The organism is Streptomyces sp. NPDC059201 (genome assembly GCF_042754585.1).
GTDB lineage: Bacteria > Actinomycetota > Actinomycetes > Streptomycetales > Streptomycetaceae > Streptomyces.
Window position 1 is genome coordinate 47,564 of record NZ_JBHZBB010000002.1, and the last position, 14,461, is coordinate 62,024.

Consider the following 14,461-nt stretch of genomic DNA (forward strand, 5'->3'; position numbering starts at 1 on the left):
GCTCACGCCTCGCGGATCGGGGTGCCGAGGACGGAGACGATCGCGTCCGTGTTCGCGGCGATGAACTCGGCGAGCTCCGGCGGCATCAGGTTCAGCTCGCGGACGGCCTCGGCGGTGAACGGCACCCGGACCACCTCGTACCCGCCCCGCTCCGGCTTGGCGAACTCCGTCCCCGTCCGTGCGGCCAGGTCCATCGACTCCAGGCGCGCGGCGAAGATGTGCTGGACGCCGAGGCCGCCTTCCAGCTCGTCGGTGATCAGGTGGACGAGCTCGGCGCGCTCCAGCTTGCCGCCCAGCTCCTCGAACACCTCCCGGTGCAGGGCCGCCTCGATGGTCGCGTCGTCCGCCTCGACCCCTCCGCCGACGGACACCCAGTACGGCTCCCTGCCCGGCTTGGTGCGCTTGATGAGGACGAGCTCGTCGCCGTCGAGGAGGATGGCGCGGGCGTTGCGCTTGACGATGTCGGTCATGCCGATTGCTCCTTCTGGTGGTGGTACAGGAGAGAACGGGCGGAGGGCCGCCTGGTGGCGGAGGACCGCCTGGTCGCGGCCGGCAGCTTCCCGGCTCGGTGGACCCAGCATGGTGGAGGCCGATGGCGGGGTGTGACGTACGGGTGCTGCAGCAATGCCGCACCACTGCTGAACAAGGCTGGCTACGCTGGGCGTTTCGGCGTTCCACCGGGTGACGGACAGGGGGTACGACGGTGGTCACGGTGCAGCGATGGTCCGGCCGAGAAGCCCGGCTGTTACGCGACGCCCTGCGCATGAGCCTGCGGGACTTCGCCGCCTACCTCGGCGTCAGCGACCGGACGGTGTCGAACTGGGAGGGCGGTGGAGCGAGTTACCAACCCCGTGCCGAATCTCAGGCCGTCCTCGACACCGCACTCGATCGCGCGTCGAGCGACGCGAAAGCCCGGTTCGCGGCCGCCCTCGGAACGGAGGGTGCTGCTCCGCCCGCCACAGGCCGGATCGAGGTCGATTCCCACAAGTTTCTGCCGGTCTTCATCGGCGTCGAGCACGCCGGCCGGCTCCGCGCACACATGACACCGAGCGCGGACGACCAGTGGCTGGAGTCCTCCTCGGCCCGCGTGGACCACCCCGAAGCGCAGGACTGCGTCCTGCACGTCTTCGCGTGCGGGGTAGCCGTCTTCCACCTCGTCCAGCCGCACGATCCCACCGCGCTCACCGATCTCGCCGTCTGGCGTTATCGCTCCTACGCCTCCGACCTGCCCTGGGCACGGGACAAGCTCCGCGACCTCCTGGACGAGGCCCACGCCAGCGTCCCCAACCCCGAGTACGTCCTCTCCCTGTACTGGCTCACCACCGGTCCCTGGACCGGTGACGCCTACGACACCGCACTGCGCCTGCTGTCCACGCCCTCCGTCCTGGTCGACCGCGGTGCCCCGGGCGGGCCCGCGCCCCTGGATGGCACGGTCGAGGAAACGCTCCTCGCCACCGGCTTCGACCACCCGGACATCGTGTCCTTCGGCGTGCGGGGAGTCTCCACCGCCTACGCCGGCTGGTCCGGCGTCGCGTACGCCTCCCACTCCCGCGAGCGCAGCCTCACCATCGACGAGCTGGTCACCTGCGAGCTGACCGTCCAGGCCCTGTGGTGCTTCACCCGCCAGATCCAGCAGATGATCGAGGACGGCCAGGACCCCTCCATGCCCGAGCAGTACGGCTGGCGCTTCCTGCGCGCCGCCTACTCCCGGCTCACCACCGCCCGAGCCCAGGAGACCGCGCAGCACGTCCTGATGCGGGAGGCCATCATGAAGACCAGCGGGCTGGCCGAACGGCTGCGCGCCGCACAGGACGCTCTACGCGAGAGCGTCGGGTGAGAACACGGGGCAGGAGACAGCGGATGGACATCGGCAGCGCCGCGCTGGTCGTGATCGACATGCAGAACGGCTTCGTGAACCACCACAGCCGCCACGCCGTTCCCGCGGTCTCCGACCTGGTCGCCCAGTGGTCCGCCGCCGGACGGCCTGTGGTCTTCACCCGGTACTTCAACTATCCGGACAGCCCCTACGAGCGCTTCTTCCAGTGGCGTCGGCTCCAGGAACCACCCGAGACCGACATCGTCCCCGAGCTGGCCAACGCTGCCGCCGACGCGCACGCGGTCGTCGACAAAACCGGGTACACGCTCCTCACTCCGGAGGCCGCCGAACTGATCCGCCGGGCCGGCTGGACCGACCTCGTCTTCTGCGGGATAGCCACCGAGAGCTGCGTCCTGAAGTCCGCCGCCGACGCCTTCGAGTACGGCTACGCGCCCTGGATCGTCACCGACGCCTGCGCCAGCGACGCCGGCCCCGACGTCCACGACGCCGGCCTCGTCGTCGTCCGTCGCCTGATCGGAACCGGCCAACTCGTCACCACCGACCACGTGATCGGCCAACTCGCTGCGTACGCCGGGACCCCGGTGCTGGAATAGCCCCATGGCCGACACGCTGTACGACACCGACCTGATCATCATCGGCGGCGGCCCGGCCGGCTGCGCCGCTGCCCGCATGGCCGCCAGCGTCGGCATGCGCTCGATCCTGATCGAGCCGGACCGGCTGTGCCGCACCCTCTACCGGATCCCGGCCCTGAACAACGTCCTCGGCGGCCACACCAGCGGCCCCGAGCTCGCCGACTCCATTGTCGCGGAGTTGAAGAACACGGAGCTGTGCCGTCTCGAACTCGGCCGACACGTCACCGAACTCCGCGCCGACGAGGTCCGCGTCACCGTCACGCTCGACACCGACACCCGTCTCACCGCCCCGTACGCAATCGTCGCCACCGGCGTCGGCCCGCTCCAGCCCCGCGACATCCCCTGGATCACCGCCCCCGACGGCCTGACCCTGCCCCCGCTCTGGCAGGCCGAGGCGGACGACGCCGAGGGTCGCACCCTCCTCGTCCTCGGCGGCGACCGCCCGATCGGCACCTTCCTGCGCGCCCACCCGACCACCGACACTCGCCTGCTCGTGGCGTACCCGGCGGCCGACGCGTACAAGATCGAGGAGATCCGCGAGGACCCCCGGGTCACGCTCCTTCCCGTGGAGCACCTGACGCTCCGGACCGGAAAAGGCATCGCGGTGTCGGTGGAAGCGGTGGGCCGGAACGGCGAACGGCAGGCGATCACGGCGGATGCAGTCCACCTCAGCATCGGCAATGCCCCGACCGCCCCGTCCGGCGACCTGACTCGCGGTCTGGACGGATACTGCCCGCCGACCGACCAACACCCCCGCGTCATCGTGGCAGGCGACCTCCGCTCCGCCCGCTTCCAGCGGATCATGACTGCCATGGGCTCCGGAAGCGAGGCCGCACTGCACGCTTACTACGCGGCCAGGGAACTTCTCGCCAAGGGCTGAGACCACGCCGGCGGGATGCGACGACGATGGCATTCAGAGGGGAAGTTCCGCGATCAGTGAGGCTGGGGTGGCGATCGGGCCGGGAACCGGAGGTATCGAGGTACGGCGTCTGGGGACGGACCGGTTCACTTCCCACCTCAGCGGCAGATCGAAGGTCCGGGTGTATGGACGTCTCACTCCGGCGACGGGTGAGGTGCTGGTAGGCAGCGCTGCTGGCGTTGTGACCTGCGGGGACCATGGACATGTGAGCGAGAACCGAAGGGCTTGGACGCCATGACAGAGAAGACCTCCCGCAGCTCGGGCGATGCGAATGGAGCACCGGTCATCCTGAGCAACGAGCCCGGGTCGTTCGCCTGGGCCGTGCTGGCTAAGCGCCATCCTGCCCTCATCCAGCAGGTGCGAGACGCCTTCCCGTACGGCCGCCGGCAGCACGAGGCCCTCGACGCCCTGCTGGACGAGATCACCCATGGCCTCATTGAGCCGCTTGCCTCCGGGGAGCACGACCGTGAGCGCTGGGCGGACTGGGGGCAGGAGCACTTCGGGCGTTCCTGGTACGACGCCCCGTTCCTGTGGGCGGAGAGCTACTTCTACCGCAGGCTCCTCGGCGCGGTCGGGTACTCCGGCACCGGGCCGTGGCGGGGAGTAGATCCGTTCGCGCCGTTCAAACGGGCCGAGCTGCGCGGTGAGGCCGTGGAGGAGGAACTACGGGCCCTGGACGCGCTCGCGAGCGTTCCGGCGGACGAGCGGGCTGCTGCCCTGCTCCACGCGTCGCTCTGGGGCAACCGGGCGGACCTCGGCTTCCGCGTCTCGGCGGGGGAGCCGGCAGCCGGTGACGCCGCTGCCTCCGCGCTGGTGGCTGACGACAGCGCCTTGTTGTGGCAGCTGTTGCCCGTCGGGGGCTCCTCGACCGTCGCCGTGGTGGCGGACAATGCGGGGCGCGAGCTGATCCCGGACCTGATTCTCATCGACCACCTCCTCGAACAGCGGCATGCCGAACAGGTCGTGCTTCACCTCAAGCCGTACCCCTACTACGTCTCCGACGCGATTACGGCCGACGCCGTCGACTGCCTCCGCCGCCTCACCGAGGCACCCGGCGAAGCCAGTGTGATCGGAGGCAGGCTGTGGAAGGCCGTGGCAGCAGGGAGCCTGGAGATCCGCACTCACCCGTTCTTCTGTGCTCCGCTGCCGTACGAGGACATGCCCGAGGACCTCCGCGGCGAGTTCGAGAGCGCCACGCTCACCGTCTTCAAGGGAGACCTCAACTACCGGCGCCTGGTGGGCGACCGGCTGTGGGACGCCAAGGCGTCCTTCGCCGATCTCACCGCGTACTTCCCGGGGGCCGTCGCGGCGCTCCGGACCCTGAAGTCCGACGTCATCGTCGGCTTGGAGCAGGAAGTGCTGGACGGGCTCGAACGGTCCGGGGCTGCCTGGCGTACGAGTGGAACGCACGCGCTGGTTCAGGTGCGACGGTAGGGGATCTTCGTGACGGTCGAGGCCCAGAGAGCGGTGGCCGCTGCCGTCGTCGTGCGGGGCGAGCGAGTCCTGCTCGTGCGGCGACGTGTGGCGGAAGGGGCGCTCTCGTGGCAGTTCCCGGCAGGGAAAATCGAATCCGAGGAGACTCCCGGGGAAGCCGCAGCACGTGAGACCGAGGAAGAGACCGGGCTCCTGGTGGTGCCCCAGAGTGTGCTGGGACAACGGGTGCACCCCATGACAGGCCGGGAGATCCACTACATCGCATGCCGCCCCGTCGGCGGCCGGGCGGTCGTGGCGAGTGCTGATGAGGTGGCCGGCCTGGCCTGGGCCACGCATGGCGAGATCCCGCAGTACGTGCCGTACGGGTTGTTCGGGCCGGTGCAGAACTACCTCGATGAGGCTCTGCTCTCGTGAACTCCGTCGCGTCCTTGAAGAGTGAGGTGCCCGTTGTCGTTGCCGGGGCTGGAGTGGCAGGGCTCACCACCGCTGTCGTTCTGGCCGAGGCCGGAGCCTCGGTGCACGTGATCGCCGAGCAGGTGCCGGGCGTCACCTCGCTGGCGGCCGGGGCGATGTGGGGACCGTACTTGGTCGAGCCGAAGGACAAGGTCGACCAGTGGGGGCAGCGGTCCCTGGAGATTTTCCGCAGATTGGCGGACGACCCATCCACGGGCGTCCGGCTCACCAGCGGCATAGAGGCGTCCCGCACGGCCGAGGCACCACCGGACTGGGCCACCACCCTGCCCGGCTTCCGGCCGTGCGAGCCGACTGAACTGCCGGCCGGGTTTTCGGCCGGCTACCGGTTCACGGTGCCGCTGATCGACATGCCCACCTACCTCGACTACCTCCTGCGCCGTCTCGACGCCGCTGGAGGAACGGTCGAGCGGCGGCGCCTGGTCTCGCTTGCGGACGCTGGCCCCGCTGCCTTGATCGTCAACTGCACGGGCCTGGGTGCCCAGGAACTGGTCCCGGACCATGACCTGCGGCCCATCCGCGGCCAGCACGTCGTCGTCACCAACCCGGGGTTGACCGAGTTCTTCTCCGAGGACACCGGCCTTTCACCAGACCTGCTGTGCTTCTACCCCCACGGCGACACCGTTGTCCTGGGCGGCACCGCTCTCGACGGCGAAGGCAGCCTTGCCCCCGACGAGAAGGCGGCAGCCGGAATCCTCGCTCGCTGTGCCGAGGTCGAACCCCGTCTCGCCAAGGCCCGTGTCCTGGAGCACCGGCTCGGCGCCCGGCCGACCCGGGCCATGGTGCGCGTGGAGGCGGAGCGGGCGGAGGACGCCACCGTGGTGGTGCACAACTACGGGCACGGAGGTGCCGGCGTCACGCTCTCGTGGGGCTGTGCCGAAGAGGCTGCGAGCTTCCTGGCCGCCGACAGGGCAGACAGGCCATGAAGGACCAGCCGGAGATGCCTTCCCGCACGTCCGCCTCACTCGCATTACGGGCGACACCCACCAGCTGATCGGTGCCCTGGGCGGGTGCCTCCGACACGAACGGCAGCCGCGGATGATCCCGGCTGCCGTTCGTGTTGAGCGAGGTTCCCAGGCCAGCCTGCTGTCGGGTCGACCGGTGCTATGGGCTCAGGTGCCTGGGGCTGGTGTTACTGCCCGTCGGGGACGAACCCGTTCATCACGTAGGCGAGGCGCTCGATGTCGGAGGGGCCGTCCTGTGGCCGGTGGGTGATCACGTCTCCGAGCGTGAAGTCCTCGTTGGGCTGGTCGTCGTACGGGGCCAGGACGATGTTCAGTCCGGCGGTTCCCACCTTCTTCTGGATCTCGGTGTCGATGAGGAGACGGACCTCGAGGGTTGCTTCGAGCTCGTCCCGGTTGGCCAGGAGGACGGTGGCCTGTTCCTCGTCGGTGAAGGGGCGGCCGTCGTAGTGGGAGAAGGTGCCGGTGTCGGGACGGAGCCGGAAGTCGGTGTCGACGAGCAGGGTGAAGACGTCGGCGCGGAGGTAGGAATCGGTTTCGGGCAAGGGTGTACTCCTCACATGGTGGGGTGGGTGCTGATAGGTCCATGGTGCGGAGAATCCCCGGTTAGGCTAATCGGGGATTCTCGACTATGTTGCGCCGCTCGACCTGCGGCTTAGCGTCGTCGGACGGGGCCGTTTGTGATGCCGGCTCCCAGCGCATCGACTGTCCCTGGCACGGCAGAATCACGCTGGAGGCTGGCAGCGGTCACGTACTCGGGAAACGAGTCGGCGGGCAGATCGGCCATCCTCCGTACGCGCCAGACCAGTACGTCGCTGACCGACTCTGCGGTGCCCAGCTCGCGGCGTCCTGCCACGCGGGCAAGAAGGTCGGTGGAGATGTGGCCGACGGCCTCGGCGTCAGCGAGTGTGGCGGCGAGGGACGGCCAGCCGGGCTCAGCCAGTACCTGCTCAGCCAGCTCCGGCATCGCCGCCCGCACGGCGTCGGCCTGTCTTTCCAGCAGTGGGCGGGCGAGGTTCCGACCGCGCTGGTGGAGGACGGCGAGCGGCTGCTCGGCGGCGACCCGGTAGGCGCCACGTAGGCGCTCGGCGGCCCGGTGGGCTGCTTCGGCCTGTTGGGCGTGGCCCTTCCTGGCATGCCAGTGCGCGACGGCGGTGATCAGGAAGAACAGCATGTCGATCGCCATGGCCGTGGCGGCGCCGTCCTCGCCGCGGCCGAGGGCCGGCCCGCCGCGGACGAGTTCGCGGGCGGCCTGCCGCAACGCCTGGTCGTGTCCGCGTGCGGCGCGGATGTGGGAGCGGGAGGCACGCTCGAATGCCTCGGCAGCCTCTCGTAGTTGGTGGCGGGTGTGGGCGGCGGAGGTCTTGGCGAGCGCGTCGAGGACTTCTCCAGTGGCGCTTATGTGCGCGGAGGCGACGGCGTCCTCGCCGTTGTGGACGACGAGGACCGCATCTGAGAGCGCAGCTGCTGCATGCCGACGTGCGGCGGACGGTGCCACCGGCCCGGGAGCCGGTGGAGACTCGGGCTGGTCCATGGACCAGCGTTCGCGGATCCGGGGCAGGGACAGGTCGGGGGCGAGGCGGGCGCCGGGGTAGTAGACGGGCTCGCCGTCCTTGTTGCGGTCGTCGGGCAAGGCGACCTTGTAGCCGAGCAGGTCGCCCGAGGGGGCGACGCGCTTCTTGACCAGGAGGCCGGCGGCGGCCAGGCGGTCGAAGAACTCCTCGTCGCCGGTCGCGCCGGCCACGGCTCGTCGTACGGTCTCCCGGAGTTCCTCGCGGGCGGTGCGCTCGCGGCCCTGACGTTCGGCCTTGTGCCGTTCGGCGCTGGTGGGCCGCTGGGCGGCGGTGCCGTCCCCGGGCGCGACCTGGTGCAGGCCGAGTTCCTTCTCGATGAGCCGAGCCTCGGCCTGGGCGCGTTTGCCGGAGCGGAAGTCGTCGGGCCGGGTGCCGTCCTCGCACACGAGGGTGGCGACGATGTGGATGTGGTCGTCCGCGTGCCGTACGGCGGCCCAGCGGCAGCCGGACTGTCCGTCGCCGGGGTCGATGCCGGTGGCGGCGACGATCCGGCGGGCCACCTCGGCCCACTCCTCGTCGGACAGCATCCGGTCGCCGGGCGCGGTGCGGACGGAGGTGTGCCAGACGTGCTTGGCGGGACGGGCGTGCTCCGGCAGCGCCTGGACGGGCTGGTCCAGGAGCTGCTGGAGGGCCTTCAGCGTGGTGTTCGGGTCGCGGCTGGGGTCGGGGGCCATGCCGTCGAACGAGGCGACGAGGTGCGGGTCGACGTGCTCCTCGCGTCTGCCGGGGCCGTAGAGGTAGGCGAGCAGGCCGATGGTCCGGTCGCCGGGCGGGTTGATGCTGGGGATCACGCCGCCTGCCGTCGTTCGAGGATGCTGGTCGCGGCGGCGTGCACGGCGTCGGCGGCCCGCCGGACCGCTGCGGTGGCGGCCTCCAGCTGAGGTGTGTCCGCGCCTGAGTTGAGGGCCTTCACAGCCTGGTTGAGGTTGCTGCCGGCCCAGCCGAGCTTGCGCCGGCTGTCGAACAGCGCGGTGAGCATGTCGCGCTCGGTGGCAATCTCAGCGCTGGTGCGGCCGAGGTCGCGGGCTGCGGCGAGGGCTGCACGGGCGAGGAAGCCGGCGACGGTCAGATGGCACTGGGCGGCGGCGGTGGCGACGAGCGCGTACTCGTCGTCGTTGAAACGGGTCGAGTGCTGGTGATGACGCTTCTTCGCGGGCGGCTGACGCGGACGCTGACGGGCACGGCGCTCGCGACGGCGGAACTTCGGCTTCTCCTCGCTCCCCGGCTTCGATCCGCCCCCGGTCGAAGCCTCCAGGACCTGCGCCCCCTGGCGCAGGTCCTCTCCCGCCCCTTCGGGGGCGGGTACGGCGGAAGCACTGCTTCCGCCCCAACTTGCTTCGCCTGGGGCAGCGTGGGTGGGTTTCTGCGGCAGTGCGGGCCGGTTGTTCGGCTGGGGCGGGATCGTCGAGGCAGGGGCGGGGTGCTGCGGGGTGGGTGTCATGCGGGGATCCTTCGGTGGGGCGGCGGGAGGAGAAGTCCGTGCTTCGTGGATGTCTCGACGGGGCTGGAGACTGTCCGGCAAGGCGGAGGGGACGAGCCGGTCGGTCCGGGTTGGGGCAACCCGGACCGACCGGAATGGGGTTGACCTGCGGTTATTTCCGGTCAGTGGTGCTCGGTGTTTCGGACGGCCCCTTGGGGACCGTTCCGTCGAGGCGGTTTACAAGCTCCGTGAGCCGTCCGTTGCTGATGGTGTGGCCGGCGGCGCGGAGGGTTGCCCGGATGGCCTTTCGGGTCTGCTCGCCCTCCATCTGCTCGACGATCCGCACGAACTCGTCGAGGTCTCCGGTCGGAGGGCGGCCGACCTTGCGCGGACGTACCGGGGGCTCGACGGCAGTGGCTGCCTCGGTGGCGCGGTTTGGGCCTTCGGCAGCGGACGGGGCGGGGATGGGATGTGGGCGGGGACGGTCCCCTTCCCGCGGGTGCTCGGTCACCGCAGATCCGGCTACCCGAAGATGGCCAAGGTGCGCCTTACGGTACGGGTAGGCGAGGTGCTGATGGATCTGGCGCATGAGGACGCCGAAGGCGAGGAGCGCTGCGGTCGGGGGTATGGCGGCGACGACGTAGTCGAGGACGGGGACGTCGGCGGGATCACGGGTGCCGGTGACGCCGGCGACGTTGAGGGCTATGGAGCCGAGGGATCCGGTGGCGGTGAGGGCGATGGCCCACCAGTCGGGCCTGTGGTGCAGACCGGCCCGGAGCATGAGGAGTTCACCGGCGACGACGAAGGCGTCGAGGGTGGCGGGCCAGGCCCACATGCGGGCGGGGGAGTTGCCGAGGCCGTGTTCTCCGGCGACCTCGGCGAGGTGGGCGTAGGAGAGCCAGAAAGAGACGGCGGTGAGGGCGATGATCACGGCACCGGCGGCGAGGAGGACGTACCAGTCGGCGCGGTGCGGGGCAGGGGAAGGTGTGGGCAAGCGGAGACGCTCCAAGGGCAGGGCAGGGCAGGGCAGGGCAGGGTGGTGAGACGTCCGTGGTGAGGGGCCGGACGGCTGGGGGAGGAACCGTGGCGTAGCGGCGGGCGTCAGGCGGCGGGTCTGGTGCGGCGGCGGTCGGGGCCGTCGAGAGTGGCGCGCTCGGTCATCTGGGCCAGGCGGGAGGCGACGCGGTCGCCGAGGGCCGCACGCAGCGCGTCGGTGGCGAGGTTGCTGGTGATCAGGGTGGGGCGCAGGTGCTCGTACCGGTGGTTGATCAGCCGGTAGGTGAGTTCCTCGGTCCACTCGCTGGTCTTCGCCGCGCCGAGGTCGTCCAGGAGCAGCAGCGGGCAGCGCATCAGGCCCTGCAGGTCGCGCTCGCTGTCGAAGCCGGGGCGCGGGCGCAGGCGGGCGTACAGGTCGGCGGCGGTGACGGCTTCCCAGCGCAGGCGGACCCCGGCGGCCAGCAGGGTGCGGATGGCGCCGTATGCCTGGTGGGTCTTTCCGGTGCCGGTCGGGCCGACGATCCGCAGCGAGGGGCCCTCCGCGATGCCCGGTGCGCCGGCGGGGCCGGGGCGTCCGGCGCGGGCGATCTCGTCCGCCCAGGCGGTGACCTGGGGGTGGTCGGCGAGGGCGTGGCGGTAGCGGGCGGGGATACGTCCTTCGGCCAGTTCCAGTGTGGTGACCGGCTCAGGTGCCGGCTCCTGGGCGGCAGCGTCGGGGGCGATGCCGCGCCGGGCCAGGATGTCGCCGAGTCGGCCGGTGATACGGGCGGGCTGCTGGGGAGCGCGGGTGAGGGCGGTGGCGGTCAGAGGTCGCCTCCGTAGGCAGCGGCGGTGTCGGTGGGGTTGGTCCACGCCTGGTGGGGCGTGGTGGTGGTGAGGGTTGCGTTCATGGCCTCGTGCACGAGGCTGGGCAGGGTGCTCGGGTGCAGGCCCTTGGCGCGGTGGCGGTCGAGGCCGGCGCGGATGTGATCCGGGGAGATGCCCTCGGCCAGGAGCTTCTTCACCTCGCGGCCGAGATGGCCGAGCACGTCCTGCGGCGGGCGATGGGGGCACGCGGCGGCGTACTCGCCGATCAGGTCCTTCGCCGAGACCGAGTCGGGCGTGGGGGCGCTTGCGCCCCCCAACGGGGGAGATCCTAGATCCCTGTTCCTAGGTCCTAGATCCGCACGGTGAGGGCTCACGGAGGGCTCGGGGAGTCCTCCGTGAGACTGCGGTGAGTGCTCACGGAAACGGCTCTGACCTGCGGATTCGTCGTTCCCGGAGGGGTCCGCGAGCCCTCCCGGTCGTGTCACGGAAGGCTCCGTGAGCCCTCCCGGACGACTCGCGGAACTCTCCGCGAGGGCTCCCCGCATCTGCGGTGAGGGCTCACGCGGCACCCCGAGATCATGGTGCGGGCACGGGGGCGTCCGGACGCCGCTGGGCCGGTTGATCTTCTGGTGCTTGGCGAAGGTGACGATGTGCAGGTACCGCTTGCCGTCCCCGCCCTCGTAACGGCAGATCAGCCCGGCGTCGTCGAGCTGGATGAGGTCGTCCTCGACCGCCTCCGGCCCGTGCTCGCGGCGCAGCGACCACAGCTGGCCGGCGATGACCGCGGCCTGGTCACGGAACCGGCCCTGGTCGTCGGCCTGGGTGAGCAGTCCGAAGAAGGTCCGCTCGGCGGACAGGGACACCGCCGCGAGGGACTCGGACGAGAACGCCTCGGGCTTGATGGTGCGGATACGGGCGATGGCGATCGACCGCCTTTCGGGAGGGGGTGGGGGAATCCGGCGTCGCCGGGGTGCATGGCCAACACAGCCACACCTGGTGCGCAGAAGTCCAGACTTTTCTAGGAATTCTGAGCAACTCGCCGGCATGTCGTGCCGAGGGGTCCGGCCACTGTAGGGGCGAATTCCCGGTCGGCGAAATCACCGCCGAAAATCACCGCGCGATCGGCATCGCTCACGGCAGACAGGAATGCCCTTCCGGACCGGTCGGCGCGCAAGCTACAACACCACCCATGCCGCCACGACCCCTCGCCATCGGACCCGCCGGACACGCCGCCGCCCACGCCATCGAACGCACCCGTACCGCCCGCGGCTACTCCCAGCGCCAGCTCGCAGCCCGCGTCACCGCGCTCGGTCGTCCCATGACCTTCACCGCGCTCTCCCGCATCGAACGCACCGTCCGTCGCTGCGACATCGACGATCTCGTCGCCATCGCCACAGCCCTCGGAATCGCCCCACAGATGCTTCTCGTCGACGCCCTCGCGTGCTCAGGGGCGGCCGGGCTGGGCGAAACATAGCCGACGATCCCCGGTTTCCCTAACCGGGGATTCTCCGGATCATTGTGGGTCCCGGAACGCCCGTCGATCCGATTCCTGCCAGAGTCATGCCCATTTACCGAAAGGGAAACCTTGCGCCGATCCCCGATAACCGCCGCCCGCCGCTCCGAAGAAAAGCTCACCGTCGACGAGCTCTGCGAAGAGCTGCGGATTTCCCGGTCTACCTTCTACGACTGGCGCCAGAAGGGACGCGCGCCCCAGTGCGTGAAACTCCCGAACGGCAGCCTGCGCGTCCGCCGCAGCGACCTGGAGAACTGGCTCATCGACTGTGAGGCCGCTGCGTGACCAACCGGTCCTACAAGGTCCGCTTCTACAAGACGGAGGTCTACGAGGGGAAGCGCGGCACCACCTACACCGTCCGGTGGTCCGTCGACGGTCGGCGGCACGGCGAGACGTTCAAGAAGAGCGCGCTCGCCGAGTCCTTCCGCGCCACCCTGCTCGTCGCCGCCAACAACGGCGAGCCCTTCGACCGGGACACCGGCCGTCCGGCCTCCCACGCCGCGCCGTCCACCGAGATCACCTGGTACGAGTTCGCCCTCCAGTACGTCGACATGAAGTGGTCCCGCATCTCGGCGAACAACCGCATCAGCACTGCCAAAGCCCTGACCAAGGCCACGCTCGCGCTCCTCCGCGTCGAGCCGGTCCAGTACGAGGGCGTCGACGTCCGCAAGGCGCTGCGCGAGTACGCCTTCAACAAGAACCGCCGGGACGAGGCCCTGCCCGAGTACCGGGCGATCCTGGCCTGGATCCGGCGCAACTCGCTCCCGATGAGCGCCTGGGAGGACACCAAGCACGTCGATACCGTCCTCCATGCACTCGACACCGTCCTCGACGGCACGCCGGCTGCCGCCAGCTCAGCCAAGCGCTACCGCCGCATCCTCAACGTGGCCCTGCGCCACGCAGTCCGCCAGAACGTCCTCCGGACCAACCCCATGCCCAAGGGGAAGGAGGACAACGCTGCCCCGAAAACCTCCGGCGCCGTCGACAAGCGCTCTCTCCTCAACCCCCACCAGGTGGCCGCGCTGCTCATGTGGATCGCCGCCCGCCCTCGCACCGGCCACCGACTCACCGTGTTCTTCGCGACCCTGTACTACGCCGGTCTACGCCCCGAGGAAACGGTTGCCCTGCGGGTCGAGGACGCCGTCCTGCCCGTGGCCGGCTGGGGCGAGCTCCGTGTCCACACGGCAGAGCCCGAGGTCGGCAGCCACTGGACCGACGACGGCGAGGTCCACGAGACCCGTAACCTCAAGGGCCGCGCATCCGGGGACACCCGCACGGTCCCCGTCCACCCCGACCTGGTCGCGAGCCTCCGGGACCTGATCGCCCGCGATCAGCTCAAGCCCGGCGACCTGCTCTTCCCCGGAGAGAAGGGCGGCCTCCTGGCCGGCTCGGTCTACCGGCGCATCTGGGCCAAGGCCCGCGAGGCCGTCCTGCCCGAGCACGAGTACGACTCGCCCGTCGGCAAGCGCGTGTACGACCTCCGCCATACCTGCCTGACCACCTGGCTCAACAACGGCATCCCGCCCGCTCAAGTCGCCGACTGGGCCGGCAACAGCGTCCCGGTCCTGCTCTCCACCTACGCCCGCTGCATCACCGGCCAGATCGCCGAACTCCAGCAGCGCATCGAAGGGCCCCAGGCCCTGCCCGGTCCGCGGTTGCCTTCGAGCGTCGGCCCTGTTCGTGCCGCAGTCTCTTCGGCGAGAGATGCTCAGGCACGGTGACGCTTCGACGTGATGCTTATCGTGCGTTGCCGGCCGAGCCGTGTCTTGAAGGCCGTTAGGTCCGATAGGCCGTCGCGTGACGCGGCCGGTTACTGCGACCAGTGGGAAGGATGCCCGAGGAGCCGTGCAGTTGGCTGCGGGAGGCTCTGTCAGGGGCGGATGGCACCATGCCCCG

The 14,461-nt window shown here is 70.3% G+C and carries 16 protein-coding genes; 9 read left to right on the forward strand and 7 right to left on the reverse strand.

What is annotated here, in order from left to right; translation table 11 throughout:
- Positions 1–2 precede the first annotated feature (2 nt).
- Positions 3–470: an NUDIX domain-containing protein gene (locus ACFXMG_RS06125; protein ID WP_383818710.1), complete on the reverse strand. Its 468-nt coding sequence runs from the start codon at positions 468–470 to the stop codon at positions 3–5.
- A gap of 293 nt (positions 471–763) precedes the next feature.
- Here ACFXMG_RS06125 and ACFXMG_RS06130 point away from each other — a divergent pair, with 293 nt between their 5' ends.
- The 6 genes from ACFXMG_RS06130 to ACFXMG_RS06155 all read left to right on the forward strand — a co-directional run bounded on the left by ACFXMG_RS06130 (position 764) and on the right by ACFXMG_RS06155 (position 6,219).
- A complete protein-coding gene (locus tag ACFXMG_RS06130; protein ID WP_383818711.1) occupies positions 764–1,837 on the forward strand; it encodes a helix-turn-helix domain-containing protein in 1,074 nt (357 codons plus the stop codon).
- A gap of 23 nt (positions 1,838–1,860) precedes the next feature.
- A complete protein-coding gene (locus tag ACFXMG_RS06135) occupies positions 1,861–2,430 on the forward strand; it encodes an isochorismatase family cysteine hydrolase (RefSeq protein WP_383818713.1) in 570 nt (189 codons plus the stop codon).
- Between the two features lie 4 nt (positions 2,431–2,434).
- Positions 2,435–3,349: an FAD-dependent oxidoreductase gene (locus ACFXMG_RS06140; RefSeq protein WP_383818714.1), complete on the forward strand. Its 915-nt coding sequence runs from the start codon at positions 2,435–2,437 to the stop codon at positions 3,347–3,349.
- Positions 3,350–3,622: 273 nt separating this feature from the next.
- Positions 3,623–4,822 carry a damage-control phosphatase ARMT1 family protein gene (locus tag ACFXMG_RS06145; RefSeq protein ID WP_383818716.1) on the forward strand — a complete coding sequence of 400 codons (1,200 nt, stop codon included), beginning with the start codon at positions 3,623–3,625 and terminating at the stop codon, positions 4,820–4,822.
- Positions 4,823–4,831: 9 nt separating this feature from the next.
- Positions 4,832–5,236 (forward strand): NUDIX hydrolase, encoded by a 405-nt coding sequence (locus ACFXMG_RS06150; RefSeq protein WP_383818718.1) that lies wholly within the window; start codon positions 4,832–4,834, stop codon positions 5,234–5,236.
- Positions 5,233–6,219: an FAD-dependent oxidoreductase gene (locus ACFXMG_RS06155; protein ID WP_383818720.1), complete on the forward strand. Its 987-nt coding sequence runs from the start codon at positions 5,233–5,235 to the stop codon at positions 6,217–6,219. Before ACFXMG_RS06150 ends, ACFXMG_RS06155 begins: the two co-directional genes overlap by 4 nt.
- A 206-nt stretch (positions 6,220–6,425) precedes the next feature.
- Here the strand turns inward: ACFXMG_RS06155 and ACFXMG_RS06160 are convergent, their stop codons facing one another.
- From ACFXMG_RS06160 to ACFXMG_RS06185, 6 genes are all read right to left on the reverse strand, one after another.
- On the reverse strand, positions 6,426–6,800 hold the full coding sequence (locus ACFXMG_RS06160) for a hypothetical protein (RefSeq protein ID WP_345284410.1): 375 nt from the start codon (positions 6,798–6,800) through the stop codon (positions 6,426–6,428).
- A gap of 110 nt (positions 6,801–6,910) precedes the next feature.
- Entirely contained in the window at positions 6,911–8,620 is a 1,710-nt protein-coding gene (locus ACFXMG_RS06165; RefSeq protein WP_383818721.1) for a mobilization protein, read from the reverse strand.
- Entirely contained in the window at positions 8,617–9,270 is a 654-nt protein-coding gene (locus tag ACFXMG_RS06170) for a hypothetical protein (protein WP_383818723.1), read from the reverse strand. Before ACFXMG_RS06170 ends, ACFXMG_RS06165 begins: the two co-directional genes overlap by 4 nt.
- A 151-nt stretch (positions 9,271–9,421) precedes the next feature.
- Complete coding sequence (locus tag ACFXMG_RS06175) at positions 9,422–10,243, reverse strand: DUF2637 domain-containing protein (protein WP_383818725.1); 822 nt, start codon at positions 10,241–10,243, stop codon at positions 9,422–9,424.
- Between the two features lie 107 nt (positions 10,244–10,350).
- The gene (locus ACFXMG_RS06180) at positions 10,351–11,052 is read right to left on the reverse strand and encodes an ATP-binding protein (RefSeq protein WP_383818763.1); all 702 of its coding nucleotides are present in this window, start codon (positions 11,050–11,052) and stop codon (positions 10,351–10,353) included.
- The gene (locus tag ACFXMG_RS06185; protein ID WP_383818765.1) at positions 11,049–11,972 is read right to left on the reverse strand and encodes a hypothetical protein; all 924 of its coding nucleotides are present in this window, start codon (positions 11,970–11,972) and stop codon (positions 11,049–11,051) included. The genes ACFXMG_RS06180 and ACFXMG_RS06185 overlap by 4 nt, the downstream gene beginning before the upstream one ends.
- 269 nt (positions 11,973–12,241) lie before the next feature.
- On the opposite strand from ACFXMG_RS06185, the gene ACFXMG_RS06190 reads away from it, so the two are divergent.
- The 3 genes from ACFXMG_RS06190 (at position 12,242) to ACFXMG_RS06200 (ending at position 14,286) form a co-directional block, all read left to right on the forward strand.
- The gene (locus ACFXMG_RS06190) at positions 12,242–12,526 is read left to right on the forward strand and encodes a helix-turn-helix domain-containing protein (protein WP_249463202.1); all 285 of its coding nucleotides are present in this window, start codon (positions 12,242–12,244) and stop codon (positions 12,524–12,526) included.
- A 111-nt stretch (positions 12,527–12,637) separates the two neighbouring features.
- On the forward strand, positions 12,638–12,850 hold the full coding sequence (locus ACFXMG_RS06195) for a helix-turn-helix transcriptional regulator (RefSeq protein ID WP_383621955.1): 213 nt from the start codon (positions 12,638–12,640) through the stop codon (positions 12,848–12,850).
- The gene (locus ACFXMG_RS06200; RefSeq protein WP_383818728.1) at positions 12,847–14,286 is read left to right on the forward strand and encodes a tyrosine-type recombinase/integrase; all 1,440 of its coding nucleotides are present in this window, start codon (positions 12,847–12,849) and stop codon (positions 14,284–14,286) included. Before ACFXMG_RS06195 ends, ACFXMG_RS06200 begins: the two co-directional genes overlap by 4 nt.
- The last annotated feature ends 175 nt before the right edge of the window (positions 14,287–14,461 follow it).

What these genes read in the sequence shown, in the direction of transcription:
- ACFXMG_RS06145 (WP_383818716.1), top strand. Translation starts at nt 3,623, where the DNA reads ATGACAGAGAAGACCTCCCGCAGCTCGGGCGATGCGAATGGAGCACCG.
- ACFXMG_RS06140 (WP_383818714.1), top strand. Translation starts at nt 2,435, where the DNA reads ATGGCCGACACGCTGTACGACACCGACCTGATCATCATCGGCGGCGGC.
- ACFXMG_RS06125 (WP_383818710.1), bottom strand. Translation starts at nt 470, where the DNA reads ATGACCGACATCGTCAAGCGCAACGCCCGCGCCATCCTCCTCGACGGC.
- ACFXMG_RS06130 (WP_383818711.1), top strand. Translation starts at nt 764, where the DNA reads ATGAGCCTGCGGGACTTCGCCGCCTACCTCGGCGTCAGCGACCGGACG.
- ACFXMG_RS06135 (WP_383818713.1), top strand. Translation starts at nt 1,861, where the DNA reads ATGGACATCGGCAGCGCCGCGCTGGTCGTGATCGACATGCAGAACGGC.
- ACFXMG_RS06190 (WP_249463202.1), top strand. Translation starts at nt 12,242, where the DNA reads ATGCCGCCACGACCCCTCGCCATCGGACCCGCCGGACACGCCGCCGCC.
- ACFXMG_RS06170 (WP_383818723.1), bottom strand. Translation starts at nt 9,270, where the DNA reads ATGACACCCACCCCGCAGCACCCCGCCCCTGCCTCGACGATCCCGCCC.